Origin of the sequence: Sporosarcina sp. FSL K6-1522, from assembly GCF_038622445.1 — a bacterium.
Lineage (GTDB): Bacteria > Bacillota > Bacilli > Bacillales_A > Planococcaceae > Sporosarcina.
In genome coordinates, this window is the sequence record NZ_CP152019.1 from 1,362,152 (window position 1) to 1,385,445 (window position 23,294).

The window sequence follows — 23,294 nt, forward strand, 5'->3', positions numbered from 1 at the left end:
AGGAAGAAATTCTTTTTATATTACAAAATAAGCGTCCTATATGGGTTGCAGATTTCAGATGATTTCTATATGAACTGGCCTCGGAAGAACGTTCGTTTTGAAAGTGAAATGGAAGCCTAGCATTATATGGGGAATGCATTGTTAGACAAACAACAAACCATGAAAAGGAGTTGGGCGGGCAATGACTGTAAAATTAGAAAGTAGCGCTATAATAGAGACGAACATTCAAGAGGTCGTAGGGGCGGGGATGGATGACTCGTTAAAACCGAAAACAAAAGAGAACAGGACGGTTGGTCCGATATCCTATTTGTTTATGTGGATTGGAGACGGTGTTAACTTAGGAAATATGACGCTGGGAGCCAGTTTAGTTGTAGCGGGCGTTGCCATGCTAAACATCTACCAGACGTTTGTTGCAGCCATCATAGCAATAGGAATCATCTCCACATTCTTTGCTTTAAATGATCGAGTCGGCTACAGAACAGGAATCCCGTATGTTGTCCAACTGAGGATGTCTTTTGGGGTGAAAGGTTCTGTTGTATCTTCATTGTTACGAGGTGTACCTGCCATCGTTTGGTACGGTTTTCAAAGTTGGATTGGTGGTACTGCCTTGAATGAGATTGCGAAGATTGTTACGAGTGGTACATTCGACAATATTTTCATCTGTTTTGTGGTACTGCAACTTATTCAAATTGGACTTTCCTTGTATGGCTTCCATGCGATTAAATGGGTAGAGTCGCTTGCATCCCTAGTAATTATGCTAGCTCTTGTCTATGTATTTGGCGTTCTTCTAGCTTCCCATAGTACTGTAATTGCGGAAAAATGGGTTCATGCAAAAGGTTCATGGGGCTTGCCATTCTTTGCATTTATCATGATGTTTCTCGGGAATTACGCAGCAATCTTTTTAAGCGCAGCAGACTATTCAAGAGAACTGAAATCGGGTATTAGCGATACGAAACGAGGGTTTTTATATTTTTCACCGATTGTCATCGCATATGGTCTGACGCTTACAATTGGCGCCATGCTTGCTTCAGCAACTGGTATCTCTAATCCCGTAAAGGCGTTTGCGATTGTAGTAGATAATCCTTATATTACGATATTTGTCTCTGCATTTATCGTTGTGGGTGCAGTTGCAGTAAACATGGTTGCGAACATTATTCCGCCGACGTATGTCATTACGTTGTTGACGAAAATGAAATATAAATCTGCTGTTATCATCACGGGTTTGCTTGCGTTGTGTTCGTTCCCTTGGGTACTTGTACAGGATTCTTCGGCAAAGGGTCTTGGACTGTTCATTCTGATTTACTCCGCGTTTTTAGGTCCGATTGTTTCGATTTTATTGATAGAGTATTATATATTAAGAAAGCAAAAAGTGAATGTGGCCGATTTGTATGAGGATGATGGTCCGTTCTCTGGATACAATCCGTGTGCAATATTAGCGATGTTGATCGGTGCGGGTGCAGCCTTTATGAAGGTGGAATTGGCATGGATTATCGGAGTGGTTGTGGCGGGTATTGCGTATATTCTTCTGATGAAGTTTGCTTTTAAAGATTCCAAATTCAAAAAGGGTACGATATTTGAGAAAGATTCTGCATCTGTTGATTAATCATTTTCATGGAACGATTTCCGGCCGCTTTAGGGGAGGAATCAAATTCGATTCCTACTGTTTGAAAGGTGAGTTTGTCTAGTAATGACGTAGTCATTGCTAGACAAACTCGTTTTTATAATGCTGTTGCAACTCGTTACCTGTCGCGTCCCTCCACATAGAAACACTCGATCATCGTATAGAAATTGTTCGATTCAAGGCACCCAAAAAGTAATTGTATACAAAGTGTCTAATTGCTGCATTCTCTGGCAGGCTATTGGTGGAGAATGGCGATAGAGAAGGGAGCTTGTCGAAGTGGGGGTTACTTGAATTTTGGTTACTCTATACAAAATTCGACACTGAAAAATGTTTGTAGTGGACAATGATATCTAAGGTCTAAACTCTTATAATGAGAATATCACTTTAGGGAATAGTCTGAAATATCTAAACAGAGAATAAATAGATTGGCATGTGCAACGCTATTTATATCTGGCAAAGATAATTACTACATATCACATTTTTGAGGAGGTCCACGACAATGCAACCTAAAGAACCAATGAAATATGATGTAGAGCTTAGTAAAGATCTCATGCCAACAAGTCCTAAGGAGAGAAAGTGGAAAATAGGAAACTATTTTTCTTTGTGGATGGGGAATGTTCATAATGTCCCTGCGTATGTAACAATCGGTGGTTTTTTTGCCCTTGGTCTATCAGTTGGTCAAGTGTTTTGGTCGATTGTTATTGCATCGATTATTTTAGCAGGCGTCATGGTGTTAAGTGGTCATGCAGGTGCTAAATACGGCATCCCATTTTCGATGCTCTTACGAACTTCTTATGGCACGAAAGGGGCAATGCTTCCAGGCATTATAAGGGGATGTATCGCTGCTGTTATGTGGTTTGGTTTTCAAACGTATGCAGGCAGTCTAGCTTTTACAATTCTAATTGGTAAGTTATGGCCTGCTTATCTTCATTTGGGCGGAGACTGGAACCTTTTCGGATTGAGCCTACCGGGCTTAATTTCATTTATCGCATTTTGGCTATTTAATATACTGTTTGTTTTCGGTGGCATGAAGATACTTGGTAAATTCATAAAGCTGTTATCGCCGCTTGTGTATGTTGTGTTTGGTGGGATGGCCATTTGGGCAATTCAATTGGCGGGAGGAATTACGCCGATTCTCGAACACACGTCTAAAGGAGTTGAAGGAAACACAACACTGGTCTTCATTGCTAGCATAAGTGCAATATTGGCAACATGGGCAGCACCGATTGTAAGCGCTTCCGATTTCACGAGAGAAGCCCGCTCCCAAAAAGATCAGTCGATTGGTCAAATTGCGGGTCTGATTACGACTTATTTATTATTCGCAGTTGCGGCGATTGCCGTGATTGTTGGTTCAGAAATTGCTTTTGGAACACCGATTTGGAATGTATTAGATGTAGTCGATCGTTTTGATAATAACTTTGCGATAGGTATATCGGTCCTAACGATTTGTATGACGACATTAGCGGTCAATATTACGGGGAATATTATTCCGGCGGGTTACCAATTATCTGCTCTATTCCCAAAACACCTGACGTTTAGAACGGGTGCACTCCTAGCAGCTATTGTTGGTTTTCTAATTATGCCGTGGAAGTTGATGGAGGATGCGACGAGTATTTTCATGTTTTTGGGGATTATCGGAGGCTTGCTAAGTCCAGTACTTGGGGTTATGCTCACACATTACTTTATCGTTGCGAAAAGGATACTCAACCTAGAAGAGTTATATGCGATTAATGGAAAGTATAATTATAAGAATGGCGTTCATGTACCTGCCGTAGTTGCAACGCTCGGCGGTGGTATCGTTAGTATAATTGGTCAGTTTGTGCCGATTTTAAAACCGCTATATGATATATCCTTCTTTTCGGGCTTTGTAGTTGCTTCCTTAATATATATTGCACTAGTGAATAAGGAGTTATTTGCTTCTAAACGTGTCAAAAAACAGAGTGAAGCGCTTGAAATAACAGCTGAATCTATTGGGCTTAGAACGACGGTTAGACGAGGATAAATAACGACTCAAAAGTACTGAAATTATAAACAGTTCACTTAACTTAAGGGGGAGAAAAAATGAAGTATGATCTAATTATTAAAGGCGGCCAAGTAGTATTTAGGGATGATGTAAGACACGTTGATATTGCGATTAAAAACGGGAAAATATCTGCCATTGCTGAAATGATTGAGGATACGGCAACGGATATTATCAATGCTGAAGGGCAATATGTGATGCCTGGAATGATTGATACGCATGTCCATATTTGTGAACCGGGTCGTACAGAGTGGGAAGGATTTGTTACGGGCACAAAGGCATTGGCTGCTGGTGGTACAACAAGCTATGTAGATATGCCATTAAATGCCTTACCTGCAACCGTAAACAGGGGGGCTCTGCGTTCCAAGCTAGAGGCCGCTACTGGCAAGAACTACGTAGATTATGCATTATACGGTGGTCTTGTTCCTAGTAATCTTGAGAATTTAGCAGAGTTATCGGATGAAGGAGTTGTCGCTTTCAAATGCTTCATGTCCACTTGTGGCTCGGATGTTCCAGATGACTTTGTCAATGTGGATGACTACACGCTCTATGCGGGGATGAAAAAGTTAGCTGAACTGGGGCATATGTTGTCAATTCATGCGGAAAATGCGCTTATAACAGATCGTTTAGGTGAAGAAATGGTTAAGCAAGGGAAAATTACAGCGACAGACTATGTGGCATCACGTCCTATATTTACGGAGGTAGAAGCTGTGAAACGGGCGCTGTTTTTAGCGAAAGAAACGGGCTGTAAGCTTCACTTCGTACACATTAGCACCGAAGAAGCAGTGGAGGAAATTACGAAAGCTCGAAACGAGGGACAGGATGTAACCGTCGAATCTTGTCCACACTATTTTACAATCACAACGGCTCAGTTCGAAGAGATTGGCCCGGTTGCGAAATGTTCACCTCCACTACGCAACGAGGAGGAACAGGAAAAACTGTGGAATAAACTAATTGAAGGCAAAATCGATATGCTAACATCAGATCATTCGCCATGTCCTCCGGAAATGAAGCATAGCGATACGAATAATATTTTTGAAGTATGGGGCGGTATTACAGGATGCCAAAACAATGTGGACTTAATGTTTGATGAGGCTGTTTTAAAACGCAATGTTCCAGTAACAGATTTTGTACGCATGATTGCGACAAATCCTGCGGAACGATTCAATATGCCTGCTAAAGGGGAAATCGCTATCGCCAAGGACGCCGATATTATCCTTGTAGATGCTAACCAGTCCTATGTAGTGAAAAAAGAGGACTTATACTACCGTCATCAGCATAGCCCGTACATTGGTAGGGAGATCCAATGCCGAGTGACCAAGACCTTTGTTCGTGGCCATCTCGTATTTGATTTAGCGCAAGGCATTGTTGGGCAACCAGTCGGTCAATTCGTAACACATCATGCAAAAGAAACAGCGATGGTGTAAATCACGATACCAATAGAGGGGGAAAGGCTTATGGCTACGTATGATTTATTGATTAGAAACGGCAGCATTGTAACAGCAGATTCGGTTGTCCAAGGGGATATCGCAATTAAAGATGGGAAAATTAAAGAGGTTTCAATCGGCAAAAAGATTGAGGCGACTGCTAGTAAAGAAATCAATGCTGAAGGTCAGCATATCCTACCAGGACTAATCGATACGCATGTGCATTTTAACGAGCCTGGCAGAACCGAATGGGAAGGCATTGAAACGGGTAGCCGAAGTTTAGCAGCTGGTGGTGTAACAACCTACTTTGACATGCCGTTAAACAGTACACCTCCAACAATCAATAAAGAAAATTTAGCGTTAAAGCAAGCTGCTTCTGAAGAAAAGTCGATTGTCAATTATCGTTTTTGGGGTGGACTTGTGCCTGAAAACATTGCCGACATTAAAGAGCTACATGACAATGGCGTCATCGGATTTAAAGCTTTTATGTCGCCGAGTGGTATTGCTGATTTTAATCATGTAGATGATGTGACGATTTTCAAGGGGATGAATGAAATTGCTTCAGTCGGTTCCCTCCTAGCGGTTCACGCAGAAAGTACAGTCATTTGTGATCAGCTTGCTGAGGAGAAGCAACGTCAAGGTAAAACATCTGCCCAGGATTTTGTTGAATCTAGACCTATTATTTCTGAAATTGAAGCGGTAAGACGCATTATTTCTTATGCTGAAGCGACGGGTTGCCAGCTGCATGTTGTTCATGCCAGTAGCCGAAAAGTTGTGGAAGTAATTAATGAAGCTAAACAAAGAGGAGTAAATATTACGGTTGAAACATGTCCGCATTATTTATCTCTAACTGTAAAAGATTTAGCGGAACAGGGTGGGGTGGCGAAGTGTTGTCCACCACTTCGCGATGAGCAAGAAGTGGAAGATTTATGGACGGCTGTGTCAACGGGAGAAATCGATGTCATTGCTTCGGATCATTCACCTGCACCTCCAGCCATGAAAAAGGTATCAAATGGTGATTATTTTAACGCGTGGGGTGGTATTTCTGGTGCGCAGTCAACGCTGAATATCTTGCTAACAGAAGGTCATTTTAAGCGTAATCTACCATTAGAAAAGATTGTTGCCTTAACAGCTACGAATCCTTCCAAGTTATTTGGACTGTATCCTGCCAAAGGGACAATCGCTGTTGCAAGTGATGCTGATCTGACGATTGTTGATTTAAATGAGCGCTTTACATTAGAAAAGGCAGACTTATTTTATCGCCATAAGCAATCACCATACGTAGGGAAATCATTCCAAGGAAAAGTCATCACAACAATTGTCAACGGGGATGTGGTCTTTGATAATGGGAGTCATCTCGTTTCAAAAGAAATGGAGATTAATGCTTAAGCAAATCAAACACTAGGCACGCGGGGCTGTTCAGAAAATCAGTTTGCACTGACTTTCTGGACAGCCCCTACTTGGTCTTAAAGCTGTCGTGAGTCATTTAGCGAAAGCGGCTCGGAAATGGTTAATCAACAAATATAATCCTTTATTCATAGTGCATAAAAATAGGTGTCTTTTTTGTTTATTTGGGATAATGACAAATTGACAGAAAACACTTACAGTAAAGAGTATAAGCACAACGGCGTTCGATTTGGATAGATATAAGCAATAAGTTGAAAGCTTTACAGAAAAAAAGGGGGATAACTGAAATGCAAGATGTTATGAAGAGTAAAGACAAGGATTTAGGAATTGCTGTTGAGGAAAGGCTTGAATGGTTAGGTAGCTTTGGGAAAGATCCAGCAGGCGGTGTTTCGCGCTTACTTTATACGAAAGAATGGGTAGAGGCGCAACAGGCACTAAAAAGTTGGATGGAAGCAGAAGGGTTCGACGCTCGATTTGACGAGGTAGGGAATCTGAGTGGGATCGTTCAAGGTACTGATACAAGCGAAACGATTTTGACGGGATCACATGTGGATACGGTGACAAATGGCGGTTGTTATGACGGACAGTATGGCATTGTGGCGGGTATTCTTGCATTAAAATATCTAAAGGAACACTACGGACAGCCTAAACGGAATCTTGAAGTTGTCTCTTTAGCAGAAGAGGAAGGTAGCCGATTCCCTTATGTCTATTGGGGATCAAAGAATATCGTCGGTACTGCAAACCGGGAAGATGTCGAAAAGATTGTGGACTTTAACAATGTTTCCTTCGTAGAAGCGATGAAAGAATCCGGTTTTACGTTCAGAGACGAGTCAAAAGCTCCACGACAGGACTTGAAGGCTTTCGTAGAAATTCATGTTGAACAAGGTAATGTGCTAGAGAATGAAAAAAAATCGGTTGGAGTTGTCCATAGCATTGTCGGACAAAGACGTTTCACAGTGGAGATTACAGGGGAAGCGAATCACGCAGGGACAACACCAATGGGCTACCGTAAGGATGCTGTCTATGCAGCTAGCCATATGATCTATGAACTAATTGGTCTAGCAAAGCAACAAGGTGATCCATTAGTAATGACAGTAGGAAAGATGGAAATCACGCCGAATATTGTCAATGTCGTGCCAGGTAAAGTGATTTTCACCATTGATGTACGTCATACCGACAAAGCGGCGATTGTTCAATTTACAGACATACTGACTGCAAATATAGAAGAAAACGCAAAAGAACATGGTGTAGAGGCTTCTATCGATATGTGGTTAGATGCTAATCCAGTCCCAATGGATGCGGAGATTGTGGCAATTATTGAAGAACAGTGCAAGAAAAGTAATCTGAACTATAAACGAATGCATAGTGGAGCGGGGCATGATGCACAAATTTTTGCTGAAACGGTTCCGACGGCGATGTTGTTTGTGCCGAGCCGCAAAGGCATTAGCCATAATCCAGCAGAATATACAGAGCCTGCTGATTTAGCAGAAGGTGTGAAAGCGTTAGTGGGCGCGCTATATGAATTAGCCTACAAATAATCGACATAAAAGGGAGTTTATAAAAATGGGATATCCTAACGATTTATTATCAAGCAGATCAATTATTGAGCACGGTAAGTATGCGTTAATTGCGCCAGAAGGTTTAGTGAACAACGTTGTTCCAGGCTTTGAGAATTGTAGAGTTTCGATTTTGGCTTCACCGAAAATGGGCGCAAGTTTTGTCGATTACGTGATTACGATGCACGAAGGCGGGAAAAATAGCGAAGGATTTGGCGGACAAGCGGACGTGGAAACATTCGTCTATGTCATTGAAGGAGCTATCAAAGCGTCTGCGGATGAACAAGCATTTACGCTTGAAGAAAGTGGTTACTTATACTGCCCACCAGGCACTAAAATGTACTTGGAAAACATTGGCGATACAGATTCGAAGCTATTCTTGTACAAGAAAAAGTATCGTCCGCTTGAAGGCAAGAAGCCATGGGTCGTTTCAAACCATGCGAATAAGATTGAATACGCTAATTATGACGATATGCACAATGTGAATCTGAAAGATCTGTTACCGACGGATTTAGATTTCGATATGAACTTCCATATTCTATCGTTCGATCCTGCTGCATGCCATCCGTTTATTGAAACGCATGTGCAGGAACATGGCGCATACTTACTATCTGGAGAAGGCATGTATAACCTCGACAATAAATGGGTTCCGGTGAAAAAAGGCGATTATATCTTTATGGGGCCGTATGTTCATCAGGCAGCTTATGCAGTAGGAAGAGAAAACTTAACTTATGTGTACTCAAAAGATTGCAACCGTGATGAGGAACTATAAGAAGTAGCTGAACGAAGAAATAGTAGAAAAATGTAAACGTTTGTGTCTGGACAGATTTAGAAGTCAGAGGAATGAATGATTCTGAGGTTAGGGTGACGTCGTCGATCGCAATTTGGCGTCTTCTATTCTATAAACAATTCAATCGTTGATTGTACTGTTAGGTGGACACTAAAAAATAGGGAGCAGGTGTGGATAATGAAGTTAACGAGGCAAGAACTTATGGGTCTAATCAAAACAAAGCTTCACAAAGCGGGCTTAACTGAGGATCATGCGGAAGGTGTAGCAGACGTCCTTGTTCATGCCGATGCACGAGGCGTCCATTCTCACGGTGCGATGCGTGTCGAATATTATGCTGAAAGAATTGCGAAAGGCGGCATTAATACAAGTCCGATCTTTACATTTGAAAAAACAGGCCCTTGTTCAGCTACCTTTGATGGTGACAATGGAGTCGGTCATGTTGTAGCAGACTTGGCGATGAATGAAGCCATTAAAATGGCCAAAGAAACAGGCATAGCGATTGTCGGTGTGAGACGGATTAGTCATAGTGGAGCTCTATCGTACTTTGTTGAGAAGGCTGCACAGGCGAATCTCATTGGACTGTCTGTTTGCCAATCCGATCCGATGGTTGTCCCGTACGGTGGAGCAGAACCATACTATGGAACAAATCCAATAGCATTTGCGGCGCCAGGAAACGGCGAAGACAATATTCTTTTTGATATGGCAACAACGGTTCAAGCCTGGGGGAAGGTTTTACATGCGCGCTCAAAGAATGAGCCAATTGCGGATACTTGGGCGGTCGATAAAAATGGAGAGCCAACAACAGATCCTTTCCAAGTGAATGCATTACTGCCGATTGCAGGTCCAAAAGGATACGGACTGATGATGATGGTCGACGTATTATCGGGTATTCTGTTAGGCCTACCTTCTGGAAATAAAGTATCGTCTATGTACGAAGATCTGACAGAGCACCGAAATCTAGGTCAGCTTCATATCGTCATCAATCCTGAATTCTTTACGGGTCTATCGGCGTTTAAACAAGGGATTTCAGATACAATGACAGGGTTGAACCAAGTGAAGCCAGCTCCTGGATTTGATCAAGTTTCTTATCCTGGTCAAAGAAGTGCTACAAGAGAAAAAGAAAGCGAGAAAAATGGCATTGAAATCGTAGATGATGTTTATAACTATCTCATCTCAGACACGATTCATAACAATACGTATGACAATAAAGGTGCTTTTGCCGAATAACAAATGACCCAAAATAATGACTACAAATTTTTGTAGTCATTGTTTTGGGCTAGATGTTCATAGTCGCGGAAATTTCAAATCTAAAAAGGGGTGTTTGGAAATGGGAGAGAAAGCAACTTTGACGGAGATTGAGGAAATTATGAAGGAAAGAGTTTTCGAAATTGATAAGATTGCAAAGTTTGATCCTGACGAACCGCAAAAGAACTATTTCTATGAAACGGATAAAACAGTTGGTGCAATTTGGTGTTTAGAGCCGGGGCAGGATGTTTATGTCCATTCGCATTCAGATGTGGATGATATGTGGGTATGCATCGAGGGAGAAGGCACGTATTATCCGGATTTAGAGAACGAAATTCCGATTAAACAAGGGATGGTTTTATTGGCGAAGCCCAATCAAATTCATGGGATGCGCAATACAGGAACTAGTCGCTTCATGTTTGTAGGCTTTGCAGCAGGTACATTGCCAATGGATATTACGAAATACGAAAACAAGTGGAATTGTAAGTGAGTTGAAAGAGATAGATAAAAGGGACGGGGTTTTCTTCCTTTTTCAACTTTACTTAGTGACTAGGCTCCAGGCGCCAGCCGCTCGGGTCATAAGCAATCCAGCTGTGTGGCAAAGGACGCCACGTCGCTGGCTCGACTTATGCCTGTCGCGTCTAGCGGACGCCTTGCGCTTTTCATAGGTGGTGACAGTTCGGATGATAAAGCAGAAGGCTGCTGTAACGATGTTATCTTCATTTCAGTGGCTTTTTTTTATTTTTGTTAACACAGTTGTTGTGCCAATATCTGTAGGGACGATGTTCCAGCTTCCTGCGGAAACCATTGAAATGACGATAAGATGTTCTTTTATTTTTACGGGGCTCGCTTGTATTTTACAAGCGTGGATTGGGCATCGTTATCCTTTACTAGAAGGTCCTTCAGGGCTCATGTGGGGACTGTTATTGAATATGGGGTTATCAGCTTCCGTGCTTGGATTGGATTTTGCAACTGTCGGGGGAGGTATTGCGACCGGCATTCTGCTGGCAGGTGCTGTAACCGTATTAATTGCAGTGTTTAATCTCATTACTGTCGTCCAAAAAATCATTACGCCGATGGTGATGAGTGTTTATGTGTTTTTATTAACATTCCATTTGATTTTTATATTTTTTAAAGGAATGTTTAAGATTAGCGAAAACGGCACATTAGATCTGCCAGTTAGTTTGTTTTCAATAGGTGTTGTTATTTTTGTTAGCCTCCTAAAGATTAAAGGCGGCAAAAATATTGGAAACTTTTCGATTCTGATTGGAATTGTTGTGGGATGGTTTTTCTATCAGATGCTTTTTCCAGGTGATGTTTCGGCGGAGGGCACGGCTAGCGCAGCGTTGACATTCTTTCCTTTTGGTATGCCCAACTTGGAATATGGCATTATTTTCGTTGCTTTTGTAGCAGGTCTTTTGAATTTAACGAACACTTTTGCATCCATTGAGGCTGCTGCCGCTTTGTATAAGGAAAAAGCCGAACATGGTCAATATAGAAGGTCGATTTTTGTAACGGGGCTGTTTGCGTTCGTCTCTGCGGTGTTTGGGTTGATTCCTTTTACGCCTTTTACATCTACGATTGGCTTTTTGGAAAGCACAAGTTTATTAAAAAGAGCGCCGTTTATTATTAGCGGTTTTATGTTTATGTTATTAGGATTTGTTCCTCCATTGGTCAGTTTTTTAGGAACGATGCCACTCACGGTAGGCAATGCCGTGTTATTTGTGGCTTATCTTCAGCTGTTTGGGACTTCGTTAAATAGTTTAAAGGGTACGCTTTTTAATTCGGTAACGATTTTCCGCTTGGCCGGCCCAGTGCTGATTGGTGTTAGTATTATGAATATCCCACCAGAGCTGTTTGGGAGTATGCCAATGTTGGTCCAGCCGTTAATTAGTAATGGTTTAATCATGGGTGTTTTCATCTCCATTTTTATGGAGAAGTGTATTAACTGGAATAAGTTGACGGTCGAATTAGAAGTGGGGCAGTAGGCGGATTCCTAGGTAGGCTGCGCCCCTCTTTGATTCCGTTGCTCTCCACTCCAATCAACTAAGAGAGTGGGGAAACGTATAAATTCAACTTATCTTATATAGAAGGGGTTCCATCATTATTTTTCCTGAATATATCCTCCTTTATGGTAAGGGAGCATCATATATGTTTAAATAGTACATATAGGTAGTATTTTCAGTTTATTATCGTTCGGCAGAAAACACTCGCTGAACAAAAATAAAGCCTCCGGCGGATGTCACAGATTTTTTAGAGGGACTAAGAAGGCAGTCTAAGTACGCGACGTCTTGAAGGGTTCGATTCGCAACGGCTGCATGACCAACATCCTGTTGGCTCCAGCTCGAAAAAAATCTGGACGCAATTACGCCGAGGCGTAATTGATTTAGATGGTGTTGGTCATTGTGCGATGAGCAATAGTTAAAACTAAGGGGGATGTAAGAAATGCAGAATTATGTAAAAATCGGTGACATTCAAGTGTCACAAATCCTTTATGATTTTATTAATTTAGAAGCGCTACCTGGGACGGGAGTAGAACAAGGGGAGTTCTGGTCTGGTTTGGATGCGGTGATTCATGAACTAGCGCCAGAAAACAAACAATTATTGGCGGAGCGAGCTCAATTACAAACGGCTATTAATAACTGGCATGTAGAGCATAAAGAGACATTCAATTTCGATGATTATAAAGCATTTTTGCAAGAAATCGGCTATTTAGAGCCAAAAGTAGAAGACTTTGACGTGACGACTGAAAATGTGGACGCTGAAGTTGCTGTACAAGCTGGACCACAGTTAGTAGTGCCGGTGAACAATGCACGTTATGCGCTCAACGCTGCTAACGCGCGCTGGGGAAGTCTTTATGATGCGTTGTACGGAACAGATGCGATTAGTGATGACAACGGAGCCGAGGCAGGGAAAAGCTATAACCCGGTCCGCGGTAACAAAGTCGTTGCTTTTGCGAAAAACTTTTTAGATGAAGCTGTCGCATTAACGAATGCGTCGCATACACAAGTCGAAAAATATGCAATTGTTGACGGTCAATTAGTAGCAACGCTTACGGATGGAACTACGGCATCTTTAGCGGATTCAGGAAAATTGGTCGGTTACAATGGACAGCCTGAAGAACCAACGGCGATATTGCTTGTGAATAACGGCATGCATATTGAAATTCAAATCGATCGGAATGATTCCATTGGTAAGGATGACGCAGCTGGCGTGAAAGATGTGTACTTAGAATCAGCATTGTCGACGATTATGGACTGTGAGGATTCCGTTGCTGCGGTCGATGCGGAAGATAAAGTACTCGTTTATCGTAACTGGTTAGGTTTGATGAAAGGTGATTTAGCTGAAAGCTTCGAAAAAGGTGGTAAAACGATTACACGTACATTAAATCCTGATCGTACGTATACGTCGACAAATGGGGAAGCGATTACGTTACCTGCGCGTTCGCTAATGTTCGTTCGTAACGTGGGTCATTTAATGACGAATAGTGCTGTACTTGATCGAGAGGGAGAGGAAGTTCCGGAAGGTATTTTAGATGGTGTCATTACATCGTTAATTGCGAAACATAATTTACGTGATGACAATAGCTTAAAAAACTCTGATCATGGCTCTGTTTACATCGTGAAGCCGAAAATGCATGGATCGAAAGAGGTAGCTTTTGCGAATAAGCTATTCAATCGTGTGGAAGATTTACTCGGTTTACAACGTTATACGCTGAAAATTGGTGTGATGGATGAAGAGCGTCGTACGTCCCTAAACTTAAAAGCGTGTATTCATGAAGTGAAAGAACGAATTGCTTTCATTAACACAGGATTCCTTGACCGTACGGGGGATGAAATGCACACGTCCATGGAAGCAGGTGCGATGATTCGTAAAAGTGATATGAAAGCAACGACTTGGTTACAAGCTTATGAGTCGTCTAACGTCGCTGTCGGCATCGATTGCGGATTACCGGGTCATGCGCAAATCGGTAAAGGGATGTGGGCGATGCCTGACTTAATGTCGGCAATGCTGGAACAAAAAATTGGACATCCTAAATCGGGCGCGAATACAGCATGGGTTCCATCGCCAACGGCAGCAACTTTGCATGCCCTTCATTACCACCAAGTGGATGTCAGTGAAGTGCAAAAAGGAGTTTCTAGCTCAAAAGATTTTCAAGATGATATTTTGCAGCTACCGATTAACGAAAGCCCGAACTGGACTGCGGAAGAGATTCAAAATGAACTTGATAATAATGCACAAGGAATTTTAGGCTATGTTGTACGTTGGATTGACCAAGGTGTAGGTTGCTCTAAGGTGCCTGATATTAATGATGTTGGTCTAATGGAAGACCGTGCAACATTACGAATTTCAAGCCAACATATTGCAAACTGGCTACACCAAGGCATTTGTACAAATGCTCAAGTAGAAGAAACGATGAGGCGTATGGCGAAAGTGGTTGACGAACAAAATGCTGGAGACGCATTGTATCGTCCAATGGCGCCTAACTTTGACGATTCAGTCGCATTTGCAGCAGCTTGTGATCTTGTATTCGAAGGATATAATCAGCCAAATGGTTATACGGAGCCGATTTTGCATCAGCGCCGTATTGAAGCAAAAGCGAAGTATGGAACGGTTACTGCTGGAGGGCGGTAACGTGTAAGGATAGGCTCTATGATAAAGGCGACACATCTCGCGGATATTTCCGTGGATGTGTTGCTTTTTTTAGGGTGCGTGTTGGTTATGAATGACAAACCGCGCAATGAGTGCTGCTAACCGATCAAAGTCACTTGCGAACCGCGCAATGAGTGCTGCTAACCGATCAAAGTCACTTGCGAACCGCGCAATGAGTGCTGCGAACCGATCAAAGTCACTCGCGAACCGCGCAATGAGTGCTGCGAACCGATCAAAGTCACTCGCGAACCGCGCAATGAGAGTTGAAAGTCGGGAGTCACTTGTACCATGAAAAAAGCAGCACACCCTATGATTAAAGACATCTTCCGGTTAGCTCATCTGAGCATATAAGGAGATGTCTTTTTGATACGTATAAAATGAGTGACGTTTCGCGAATCACCATCTGAAGGTATTACATGTAATAAATGTTTGCATTTTGATGTAATGATAGAGAAGACGGGCATGCCTTCCTTCTTTTGTGCATGAATCGATATGAGGTCGTAAACGGCAAAGAAATTCTTGATCACATTCGCATGGACTTCTGCCTTTACGGTAACATATGTCATGTGCTTTACAAGCTGCATCCACAGCATTTATGGGAGCACCAGGCCCATTGCAACCGGGCCCGCACCAGTTATACCCCGGTAAGACACAAAAGCGAAATCTTCTACGTCTGTTCCGTTGCAAAACAAAATCCTCCTTCCTATATTTCATAGCCTTTACTCTACTGTATTCACAGGTGAATCATTACGTATAAACGCTTACCTACGGGGTTTGGCATTCTTTAAGCCATATTTTGAATAACTTTTATCTTCATTCAGCAGAAGACTCTCACCTAGATAGGTGGCGAGATAAATATGGTTTTATTTTTTGTTCAGTGGGTGTTCAAACGCCTGCTGAACGAAGATAAAGCCTCCGGCGGATGTCACAGATTTTTTAGGGGAGCTTTTCGAGCAAGCTCGAAAAAAATCTGGAATCAATTACGCCGAGGCGTAATTGATTCTATTCGGATATTGACGAAAATCTTCCTATTGACGACTATTATGTTATACGTTATATCGCATAACATAATAGTGGGGTGACGGACATGAAATATGCGGGTGGACCGATGACGGAAGCGATGTATTATGTATTGTTGACGTTGATGAATCCGAGTCATGGCTATGGGTTGATGAGCGCCATTACAGAAGTGTCAAATGGTAGGGTCAATATGGGGCCGGGTACGTTATATGGGGTTCTTGCACGTATGCAAAAAGAAGGGCTCATTGTTCTAGCAGAAAATGATGGTCGTCGCAAAACGTATGCAATTACGTCTGATGGTGAGCAGGCATTACGGCAGGAATATCAACGCTTGGCGGCGATGATTGAAGATGGGGCAATCTTGAGGGAAGGTGATCATCATAGGTAGGAAGAAAAGGAAAATACTAGTGGATAGTTGGCGTTTAGGCGAGCATGAAAGCTGGTTTTCGGATATGGCACGGGAAGGCTGGAATTTACAAAAAATAGGTGTCTTTTTTGCTTGTTTTGAGCAAGGAGAATGCAAAGAAACGCGTTATCGAATTGACACAACTTCGAATAAAAAGATGTCGGCTGGGGATAAGGAAATGTTTCAAGAAGCGGGTTGGACACATGTTACCAAGTATGGCGACTTCAATGTTTTTTCATCACCGACGGAATTGCAAGCACCTGAATTGCATACGGATCCAGCGGAACAGGCTTATACATTGCAAGAGTGGGCCAAAAAAATTCGAAAGAATACCGTGATGACAGTTATTCTGTGCACACTAATTATAGCAATATTAGTATCTCTATGGTACTTTGACAGGACGCCTTATCTAACAATCATCAAAGGGGATTTACTTTCGATAGTTGTGATAATTACTTTAGTATCCTCAGCGTATACGATGCTACAAGCTAATTTCTCAATTCGTAGATTAAGGAAAGCGTTACTAGAAGGAAGTCTAATTGATCATCATGCGGCATGGAGAAAGAAAAGGTGGACAACGCTTGCTATTCAAGGATTTCTCATTGCATTGGCGATAATCAATATTTCATTATTAGTGGCACAAATTATGCTAGAAAAGGTATAGACGCTTCCAGCAGATAGTGCTGATTTACCAATAGTTCGCTTGGCGGATATTGAACAAAATCCAAATATGATTCAAGAAGAACTACTAGACAGTTTAAATCAATACACGTTTAACTGGAGCCTAGTTGCACCGCTACAGTATGAGTCATATGAACATGGCATTGTTCCTGACCAACTTTGGGAAGATGAGAATGAACCCTATTCACCGAGTATCAATACGCAAGTTTACAAATTGAATTTCCCTTCTATGAAGGAAAAGCTGCTCGTTGATTTGGCACGGATTAATCATTTTAGGGAAGCGATAAGTAAGGTAGAAAGTGATGTTTTCGATATCCTGTATATTCGTCAGGAAGATGGATTCAAGGAAGTCATTGCGGCGAAAGGCAGTGGGGTTATACATGTGAATTATTACGGCTATGCAGATATGGAGCGTATTTTGGAAGCGGTGGAAGAGAAATTGGCTTTGATTGAGAAGTAAGCTTGTCAGCGCAATAGTAAAGTTGTCTACCCAGTTCGCGGAATGTTCGCTTACTCGCATGCATTTCAGTATAATACAATATGACTAAATGAGTGACAGCTCCCTCCTAGTCGATTACCGATACTAAAGGGGTTTCAATTTATGAATATACCGATTCTTTATGAAGATAATCATTTGCTGCTAGTAGAAAAGCCCGTAAATATTCCTGTGCAAGGTGACGATAGTCGGGATGCAGATATACTGACATTGTTAAAAGAAGATATAAAGGTTCGTTATCAGAAGCCAGGCAATGTGTATTTAGGGCTTGTGCATCGTTTGGATCGCCCGGTTGGTGGTGCTATGGTGTTTGCGAAAACGTCGAAGGCAGCTTCCCGCTTATCGGATATCTTGCGAAAAAGAGAGTTGGATCGAACGTATTTGGCAGTTGTTAGAGGGGTTCCGCATAAGAAAAGGGGCACAATGGAGCATTATCTCTATAAAGACACGAAGCAAAACAAAGTGCATGCGGTTGCGGCGAATCATGCGAATGCGAAACAAGCCATTCTTGATTACGAAGTGATTAGCAGCACCGAAGAGCTAAGTCTTCTGTCTATTCGTCTCCATACGGGGCGCTCCCACCAAATCCGCGTACAGCTTTCTACATCTGGCTATCCACTCTATGGTGATCAAAAATATGGTCAACACGTCAATCGCCCGGGTCAACAAATTGCTTTATGGTCGCATAAGCTAGAATTTGTTCATCCAACAACGAAAGAAGTTGTTGAAGTACAGTCACAGCCGCCGAACGAATATCCGTGGAATCTATTTTGACATAACAATAGGACGCCTCATTTCCCATGCTCGGGATGAATGAGGCGTCTTATTTATGTTATTTAGGCACCCTGCGCTTTTTTATTCATACACACCTTCAGTATACAGACCCGTAAGCGTAGCAGCGATGTCATGAATATCGTCTGAAACTTCATCGAGCACTAAATCCCACATCAGTTGCTCGTTCATATAAAACCAGCCCTTGGCGAGCAAATTGGCATTGCCGTGTCTCTTTGCCAGCCCCGCCTGTTGGACGTAGGTGATGTCTTTTGTAATCCCGCCAATGAAGCGCGTGCGGATTTGATTCCACTTGTCTTGCACAATTTCAGATACACCGATTGCTTCTTTGATGAGACGCATCATGTCTTTTTCATCGAGGGCTGATTGCAGAAAAAGGCGCGTTTGCTCGTTGATTTGCGCGTAGGCCTCTTGCTTAGTTTGTGGATGAAAAGGGAGATCTGCTACTTCATACATTTTCGTCATAATGTCTTCCATGACAACTGTGAATAGCTCGTCTTTGTTTTGAAAATATAAATAGGCTGTGCCATAGCCTGTCTTGGCCAGCGCATTAATTTGCGTCATCGTTGCTTTTTGAAAGCCCTTTTCTAAGAATACTGCGCGACCTGCATGCAACAGATTCTCCCGCGTTTGTAAGGCTTTTAGCTGTCGTTTGGAGAGGACGTCGGTTTTGTCCATTACGCACCCATCCTTTCATTACTAGATTCTACTCTATGTAGTTTACCGTATAACGATAATAGTGGCAATTCAGTCAATGATATAATGTCAATGACATAATGTCATTGACTGCTAATCTGTCATCCTGCTATAGTATCAATATACAGAAAACTTAGATATGAAGGAGTGGCAGTTGTGACAATGAATGAACAGCTAACAAAAGACTATGCAAAAAAGTTGGATCAACAAAATGACTTGAAAACTTATCGTGATGAATTTTATATCCAACCGGACTCCATATATTTTGATGGGAACTCCCTTGGTTTGCTATCGAAACGAGCAGAATCTACGTTAATGCAGTTATTTGATTCCTGGAAACAGTATGGCATTGACGGTTGGACAAACGGTGAACACCCTTGGTTTTATCTGTCCGAAAAATTAGGTGCGGCGAATGCACCACTTGTAGGGGCACAGCCGGAAGAGGTTGTTGTGACAGGTTCGACGACGGTAAACTTGCATCAACTCGTTTCTACTTTTTATCAACCAGAAGGAACGAAAACGAAAATATTGGCGGATGAATTAAATTTCCCATCGGATATTTATGCGCTAAAAAGCCAGTTGCAACTACATGGCTATGACCCGGCGGAGCATCTTGTGCAAGTGGAAAGTCAAGATGGGCGAACACTTCAAGAAGAGGATATTATCGAAGCTATGACGGATGACATTGCACTGATTGTGTTGCCGAGCGTGTTATATCGCAGTGGACAATTATTGGATATGCAACGACTGACAGCTGCTGCACATCAACGTGGCATTGTAATTGGCTTTGATTTATGTCATTCAGTTGGTTCGATTCCTCATGCATTGAGCGACTGGGATGTGGATTTTGCTTTCTGGTGTACCTATAAGCATTTGAATGGTGGACCGGGTTCTGTAGGCGGTTTGTATGTCAACAGGAAGCATTTCGGGACAGCGCCTGGACTTGCCGGTTGGTTTAGCTCGAACAAAGACAAACAATTTGATATGGAACATATACTAACACCTGCCGCTGATTCGGGTGCTTATCAAATGGGTACACCACATGTTCTCAGCTTGGCACCACTTTTAGGATCACTATCTATTTTTAATGAAGTAGGCATTGAGGCAGTGCGGGCACAATCTTTAAAACTAACGAACTACTTTATGATGCTAATCGACGCAGAGTTAGGCGATTATAGTTTTGTTGTGGCAAACCCAAGGGATGCAGCGACTAGAGGTGGACATATCTATTTAGAGCATGCAGAAGCAGCACGTATTTGTAAGGCGTTAAAAGCAAATCATGTCATTCCGGATTTCCGTACACCAAATGGCATTCGTTTAGCGCCTGTTGCGCTCTACAATACATTTGAAGAAGTGTGGGAAGTTGTGCAAATTCTGAAAACGATTATGGAAGAAGAGCAATACAAGAAGTTTGAGAATAAGCGTGATGTGGTTGCATAAAGTAATGTGCAACCTATAGCATGAAGAAAGCGCTTTCTTTAATTGATAAACTAGGAGGAATAATAATGTCAAAATCAATCGCAGACCTTCATAAAAAACTTGACGCAGAAAAGAATATCCACACGGATTTTAAAAACAATATGACATATGGTGAGTATTTGGATTTGGATTCAATTTTATCGAGCCAAAACCGACTGTCAGGTCATCACGATGAAATGCTCTTTATCATCATCCACCAAGTGAGCGAGCTATGGATGAAACTAACGTTGCATGAGATGACGGCGGCTATTCAAGCCATTGAAGCGGGAGAAATGCAGTCGGCGTTTAAAATGCTGGCGCGTGTGACGAAGATTCAATCGCAAATTATTCAAGCGTGGGATGTGTTATCGACGATGACACCTGCTGAATACTTGGAGTTCCGTGATGATTTAGGAAGAGCATCTGGCTTCCAATCGTACCAATATCGACAAATTGAATTTGCATTAGGCTATAAAACCGCACATATTCTTAAAATTTACGAGAAAGATTCGGCTGTACATGAGATACTAGAAAAGGCCTATCATGCACCGAGCATCTATGACGTTTCGATTAAGGCACTTGCGCGCGCAGGATTTGCCATTAATCCGGAATTATTGGCACGTGATTATTCACAAACCTATGGAGGCGATCCGACTGTCGCTGCCGCGTGGGAGGAAGTCTATCGCAATGTCGATAAGCACTGGGAGCTGTACCAGTTGGCTGAAAAATTAGTGGACGTCGAGGATTGGCTACAACAATGGCGTTTCCGTCATATGAAAACAGTAGAACGGATTATTGGCTTTAAAGTAGGCACTGGTGGTTCTTCTGGTGTTAATTATTTGAAGCAAGTATTGGATCATCGTTTCTTCCCCGAGCTTTGGGATTTGCGCACAAAGCTGTAAGCGAACAAAGACGTGCGGTAACTGGACACCGCATGTGAAATGGTATCGCCAGATTTCGGGGTGGTCTGGCGGTATCTTAGTACATACGAATGAAGTGGGGGAAGTAACATGAATGAAGGAAAAGATCAGTGGTCATCGAAATTAGGGTTTATCCTATCTTCGGCAGGGGCGGCCATTGGACTAGGAGCGATATGGAAATTTCCATATGTAACAGGAATGAGTGGCGGAGGCGCATTTTTCCTTATCTTTGTTGCCTTTACACTATTAATCGGGCTTCCGATGTTGATTGCCGAATTCGTGATTGGAAGAGGTGCCGGTAAAGAAGCAATCAGTGCGTACAAAAAGCTTGCGCCGGATAGTTTGTGGGTTTGGATCGGTAGATTAGGTGTTTTAGGTTGTTTCTTGCTGTTATCTTTTTATAGTGTTGTAGGTGGATGGGTCCTTATTTATAGTGCATTATCGATTCCAGGGAAAGTGATTAGTGAGGGGGCAAATTATCCGGAATTATTCGGTGCTATCACAGGTTCTCCATGGATTACAATCACGGGATTGCTAATATTTACATTAGCGAATGTCCTTGTTATTTCCTCTGGGGTTCAAAATGGTATTGAGAAGGCGAATAAATATATGATGCCTTTGTTATTTATTTTCTTTATCATTTTAGTCGTACGCTCATTGACGCTGGAAGGCGCAATGGAAGGCGTGAAGTTTTTCCTAGCACCCGACTTTTCGAATATTACAGGGGAATCCATCTTGTATGCATTAGGTCAGTCGTTCTTCTCGCTGGCAGTTGGATTCTCTTGTATGGTGACGTACAGTTCTTACTTGAAGAAAGATGTCAGCCTGACTTCTTCGGCAAGTACGGTTGTGGGGCTAAACATCTTCGTTTCGTTACTAGCAGGCCTTGCAATCTTCCCGGTGGTTTTTGCATTCGGCTTTGAGCCAGCAGAAGGACCAGGCTTGTTGTTTATGGTGTTACCTTCCGTCTTTTCACAGTTGCCATTAGGTGGGCTGTTCTTATGTATGTTCTTATTGCTCTTCCTATTTGCAACGCTAACATCGTCGTTTAGTTTATATGAAATTATTGTTGCAGCGCTGACGGCGAATGGGAAAAGATCACGGAAATCAGCTACTTGGTTAACGGGATTAGTGATTTTCATCGCAGCGATTCCGGCGGCATTGTCTTCAAGTAGTCTTTCAAGAATCACGCTATTTGATAGAAACATATTCGATGCGACGGACTTTCTTGTGAGTAATATCATGTTACCAACTGGAAGCTTCTTAATTGCCATCTTTATTATTCATCAAATGGATCGTGTACTTGTGAAAGAAGAATTTAATCTAAGCAGCAACGTATCGCCTGTATTATTTTCAGTATGGACAATTTTGATGAAATGGGTTGTGCCGATTACCATTGGTGTGGTGTTCTTGAATACGCTCGGCATTATTGGATAAGGTGGTGAATTCGATGCCGGAACGCAAATGGATTGATATTTCACAGCCGTTAACGAATGCGATTGGGACTTGGCCAGGAGATACGCCGTTTACGTATCAGCTTGCGTATTCGAAAGAGCAGACGGGTTCTGTCAATATTGGACGTTTCACGACGAGCTTGCATACAGGTACGCATGTCGATGCGCCTTTCCATTTTGACGATGAAGGGCAGAAGGTGCATGAGCTGGACATTAATCTTTATGTTGGACCTGCGCGTATCATTGATGTAACAGGACATGCAAGTATTGGCAGACAGGAGCTGGAGTCATTTCAGCTAGATGGCGTTAAGCGACTACTCTTGCGAACGGTTGCTAGTATAAATCCAACGATTTTTCCAGCGAGTATCACATGTTTACGCGAAGATATCGGACCTTTTTTACAAGAGAAAGGAATTCGTTTACTTGGCGTGGACGTTCCTTCTGTCGATGCGTTAGATAGTAAAAGTATGGAGGCCCATCATTCATTGCATGCAAATGGCGTGAACATTTTAGAGAACGTTATGCTTGGGCATGTTGAGCCCGGCGATTATGAATTAATTGCACTACCGCTTCCTATCGAAGGAGCGGATGGTAGCCCAGTACGTGCTGTCATTCGGCAACTGGATTAACTATATATGCTATGTCCTGACAC

Annotated in this window: 21 protein-coding genes; 18 read left to right on the forward strand and 3 right to left on the reverse strand. The window is 42.3% G+C overall.

Annotation, left to right across the window (positions count from 1 at the left end; genetic code table 11):
* Positions 1–181: 181 nt before the first annotated feature.
* From MKY34_RS06615 to MKY34_RS06660, 10 genes are all read left to right on the forward strand, one after another.
* Positions 182–1,603 carry an NCS1 family transporter gene (locus MKY34_RS06615; RefSeq protein WP_342514414.1) on the forward strand — a complete coding sequence of 474 codons (1,422 nt, stop codon included), beginning with the start codon at positions 182–184 and terminating at the stop codon, positions 1,601–1,603.
* A 517-nt stretch (positions 1,604–2,120) separates the two neighbouring features.
* Positions 2,121–3,623 carry an NCS1 family nucleobase:cation symporter gene (ncs1, locus tag MKY34_RS06620; protein WP_342514415.1) on the forward strand — a complete coding sequence of 501 codons (1,503 nt, stop codon included), beginning with the start codon at positions 2,121–2,123 and terminating at the stop codon, positions 3,621–3,623.
* A 59-nt stretch (positions 3,624–3,682) separates the two neighbouring features.
* On the forward strand, positions 3,683–5,068 hold the full coding sequence (gene allB, locus MKY34_RS06625) for an allantoinase AllB (RefSeq protein WP_342514416.1): 1,386 nt from the start codon (positions 3,683–3,685) through the stop codon (positions 5,066–5,068).
* A 30-nt stretch (positions 5,069–5,098) separates the two neighbouring features.
* Positions 5,099–6,457 (forward strand): allantoinase, encoded by a 1,359-nt coding sequence (locus MKY34_RS06630; RefSeq protein WP_342514417.1) that lies wholly within the window; start codon positions 5,099–5,101, stop codon positions 6,455–6,457.
* Positions 6,458–6,762: 305 nt separating this feature from the next.
* A complete protein-coding gene (gene allC, locus MKY34_RS06635) occupies positions 6,763–8,013 on the forward strand; it encodes an allantoate deiminase (protein WP_342514418.1) in 1,251 nt (416 codons plus the stop codon).
* Between the two features lie 25 nt (positions 8,014–8,038).
* Positions 8,039–8,803, forward strand: coding sequence for a (S)-ureidoglycine aminohydrolase (allE, locus tag MKY34_RS06640; RefSeq protein WP_342514419.1), 765 nt, complete (start codon positions 8,039–8,041; stop codon positions 8,801–8,803).
* A 195-nt stretch (positions 8,804–8,998) separates the two neighbouring features.
* The gene (gene allD / locus MKY34_RS06645; RefSeq protein WP_342514420.1) at positions 8,999–10,048 is read left to right on the forward strand and encodes an ureidoglycolate dehydrogenase; all 1,050 of its coding nucleotides are present in this window, start codon (positions 8,999–9,001) and stop codon (positions 10,046–10,048) included.
* Positions 10,049–10,148: 100 nt separating this feature from the next.
* Positions 10,149–10,556 (forward strand): cupin domain-containing protein, encoded by a 408-nt coding sequence (locus tag MKY34_RS06650; RefSeq protein ID WP_342514421.1) that lies wholly within the window; start codon positions 10,149–10,151, stop codon positions 10,554–10,556.
* A 193-nt stretch (positions 10,557–10,749) separates the two neighbouring features.
* Positions 10,750–12,054 carry a uracil/xanthine transporter gene (locus tag MKY34_RS06655; protein ID WP_342514422.1) on the forward strand — a complete coding sequence of 435 codons (1,305 nt, stop codon included), beginning with the start codon at positions 10,750–10,752 and terminating at the stop codon, positions 12,052–12,054.
* 457 nt (positions 12,055–12,511) lie between these two features.
* The gene (locus MKY34_RS06660; RefSeq protein WP_342514423.1) at positions 12,512–14,701 is read left to right on the forward strand and encodes a malate synthase G; all 2,190 of its coding nucleotides are present in this window, start codon (positions 12,512–12,514) and stop codon (positions 14,699–14,701) included.
* A gap of 69 nt (positions 14,702–14,770) precedes the next feature.
* Here MKY34_RS06660 and MKY34_RS06665 read toward each other — a convergent pair whose 3' ends face one another.
* Together MKY34_RS06665 and MKY34_RS06670 are read right to left on the reverse strand one after the other, a co-directional pair.
* The gene (locus MKY34_RS06665; protein WP_342514424.1) at positions 14,771–15,025 is read right to left on the reverse strand and encodes a hypothetical protein; all 255 of its coding nucleotides are present in this window, start codon (positions 15,023–15,025) and stop codon (positions 14,771–14,773) included.
* Between the two features lie 90 nt (positions 15,026–15,115).
* The gene (locus MKY34_RS06670) at positions 15,116–15,433 is read right to left on the reverse strand and encodes a phospholipase (protein WP_342514425.1); all 318 of its coding nucleotides are present in this window, start codon (positions 15,431–15,433) and stop codon (positions 15,116–15,118) included.
* Between the two features lie 373 nt (positions 15,434–15,806).
* Between MKY34_RS06670 and MKY34_RS06675 the strand changes: the two genes are divergently transcribed.
* From MKY34_RS06675 to MKY34_RS06690, 4 genes are all read left to right on the forward strand, one after another.
* The gene (locus MKY34_RS06675) at positions 15,807–16,127 is read left to right on the forward strand and encodes a PadR family transcriptional regulator (RefSeq protein WP_342514426.1); all 321 of its coding nucleotides are present in this window, start codon (positions 15,807–15,809) and stop codon (positions 16,125–16,127) included.
* 19 nt (positions 16,128–16,146) lie between these two features.
* Positions 16,147–16,809 carry a DUF2812 domain-containing protein gene (locus MKY34_RS06680; protein WP_342514427.1) on the forward strand — a complete coding sequence of 221 codons (663 nt, stop codon included), beginning with the start codon at positions 16,147–16,149 and terminating at the stop codon, positions 16,807–16,809.
* 39 nt (positions 16,810–16,848) lie between these two features.
* Positions 16,849–17,286, forward strand: coding sequence for a hypothetical protein (locus MKY34_RS06685; RefSeq protein WP_342514428.1), 438 nt, complete (start codon positions 16,849–16,851; stop codon positions 17,284–17,286).
* A 141-nt stretch (positions 17,287–17,427) separates the two neighbouring features.
* A complete protein-coding gene (locus tag MKY34_RS06690) occupies positions 17,428–18,096 on the forward strand; it encodes an RluA family pseudouridine synthase (RefSeq protein WP_342514429.1) in 669 nt (222 codons plus the stop codon).
* An 81-nt stretch (positions 18,097–18,177) separates the two neighbouring features.
* Here MKY34_RS06690 and MKY34_RS06695 read toward each other — a convergent pair whose 3' ends face one another.
* Positions 18,178–18,792 carry a TetR/AcrR family transcriptional regulator gene (locus MKY34_RS06695; RefSeq protein ID WP_342514430.1) on the reverse strand — a complete coding sequence of 205 codons (615 nt, stop codon included), beginning with the start codon at positions 18,790–18,792 and terminating at the stop codon, positions 18,178–18,180.
* Positions 18,793–18,972: 180 nt separating this feature from the next.
* Here MKY34_RS06695 and kynU point away from each other — a divergent pair, with 180 nt between their 5' ends.
* The 4 genes from kynU (at position 18,973) to kynB (ending at position 23,271) form a co-directional block, all read left to right on the forward strand.
* Positions 18,973–20,250, forward strand: coding sequence for a kynureninase (kynU, locus tag MKY34_RS06700; protein WP_342515207.1), 1,278 nt, complete (start codon positions 18,973–18,975; stop codon positions 20,248–20,250).
* Positions 20,251–20,315: 65 nt separating this feature from the next.
* Positions 20,316–21,170 carry a tryptophan 2,3-dioxygenase gene (gene kynA, locus MKY34_RS06705; RefSeq protein ID WP_342514431.1) on the forward strand — a complete coding sequence of 285 codons (855 nt, stop codon included), beginning with the start codon at positions 20,316–20,318 and terminating at the stop codon, positions 21,168–21,170.
* Between the two features lie 108 nt (positions 21,171–21,278).
* Positions 21,279–22,625, forward strand: coding sequence for a sodium-dependent transporter (locus MKY34_RS06710; RefSeq protein ID WP_342514432.1), 1,347 nt, complete (start codon positions 21,279–21,281; stop codon positions 22,623–22,625).
* A gap of 13 nt (positions 22,626–22,638) precedes the next feature.
* Positions 22,639–23,271 carry an arylformamidase gene (kynB, locus tag MKY34_RS06715; protein ID WP_342514433.1) on the forward strand — a complete coding sequence of 211 codons (633 nt, stop codon included), beginning with the start codon at positions 22,639–22,641 and terminating at the stop codon, positions 23,269–23,271.
* The last annotated feature ends 23 nt before the right edge of the window (positions 23,272–23,294 follow it).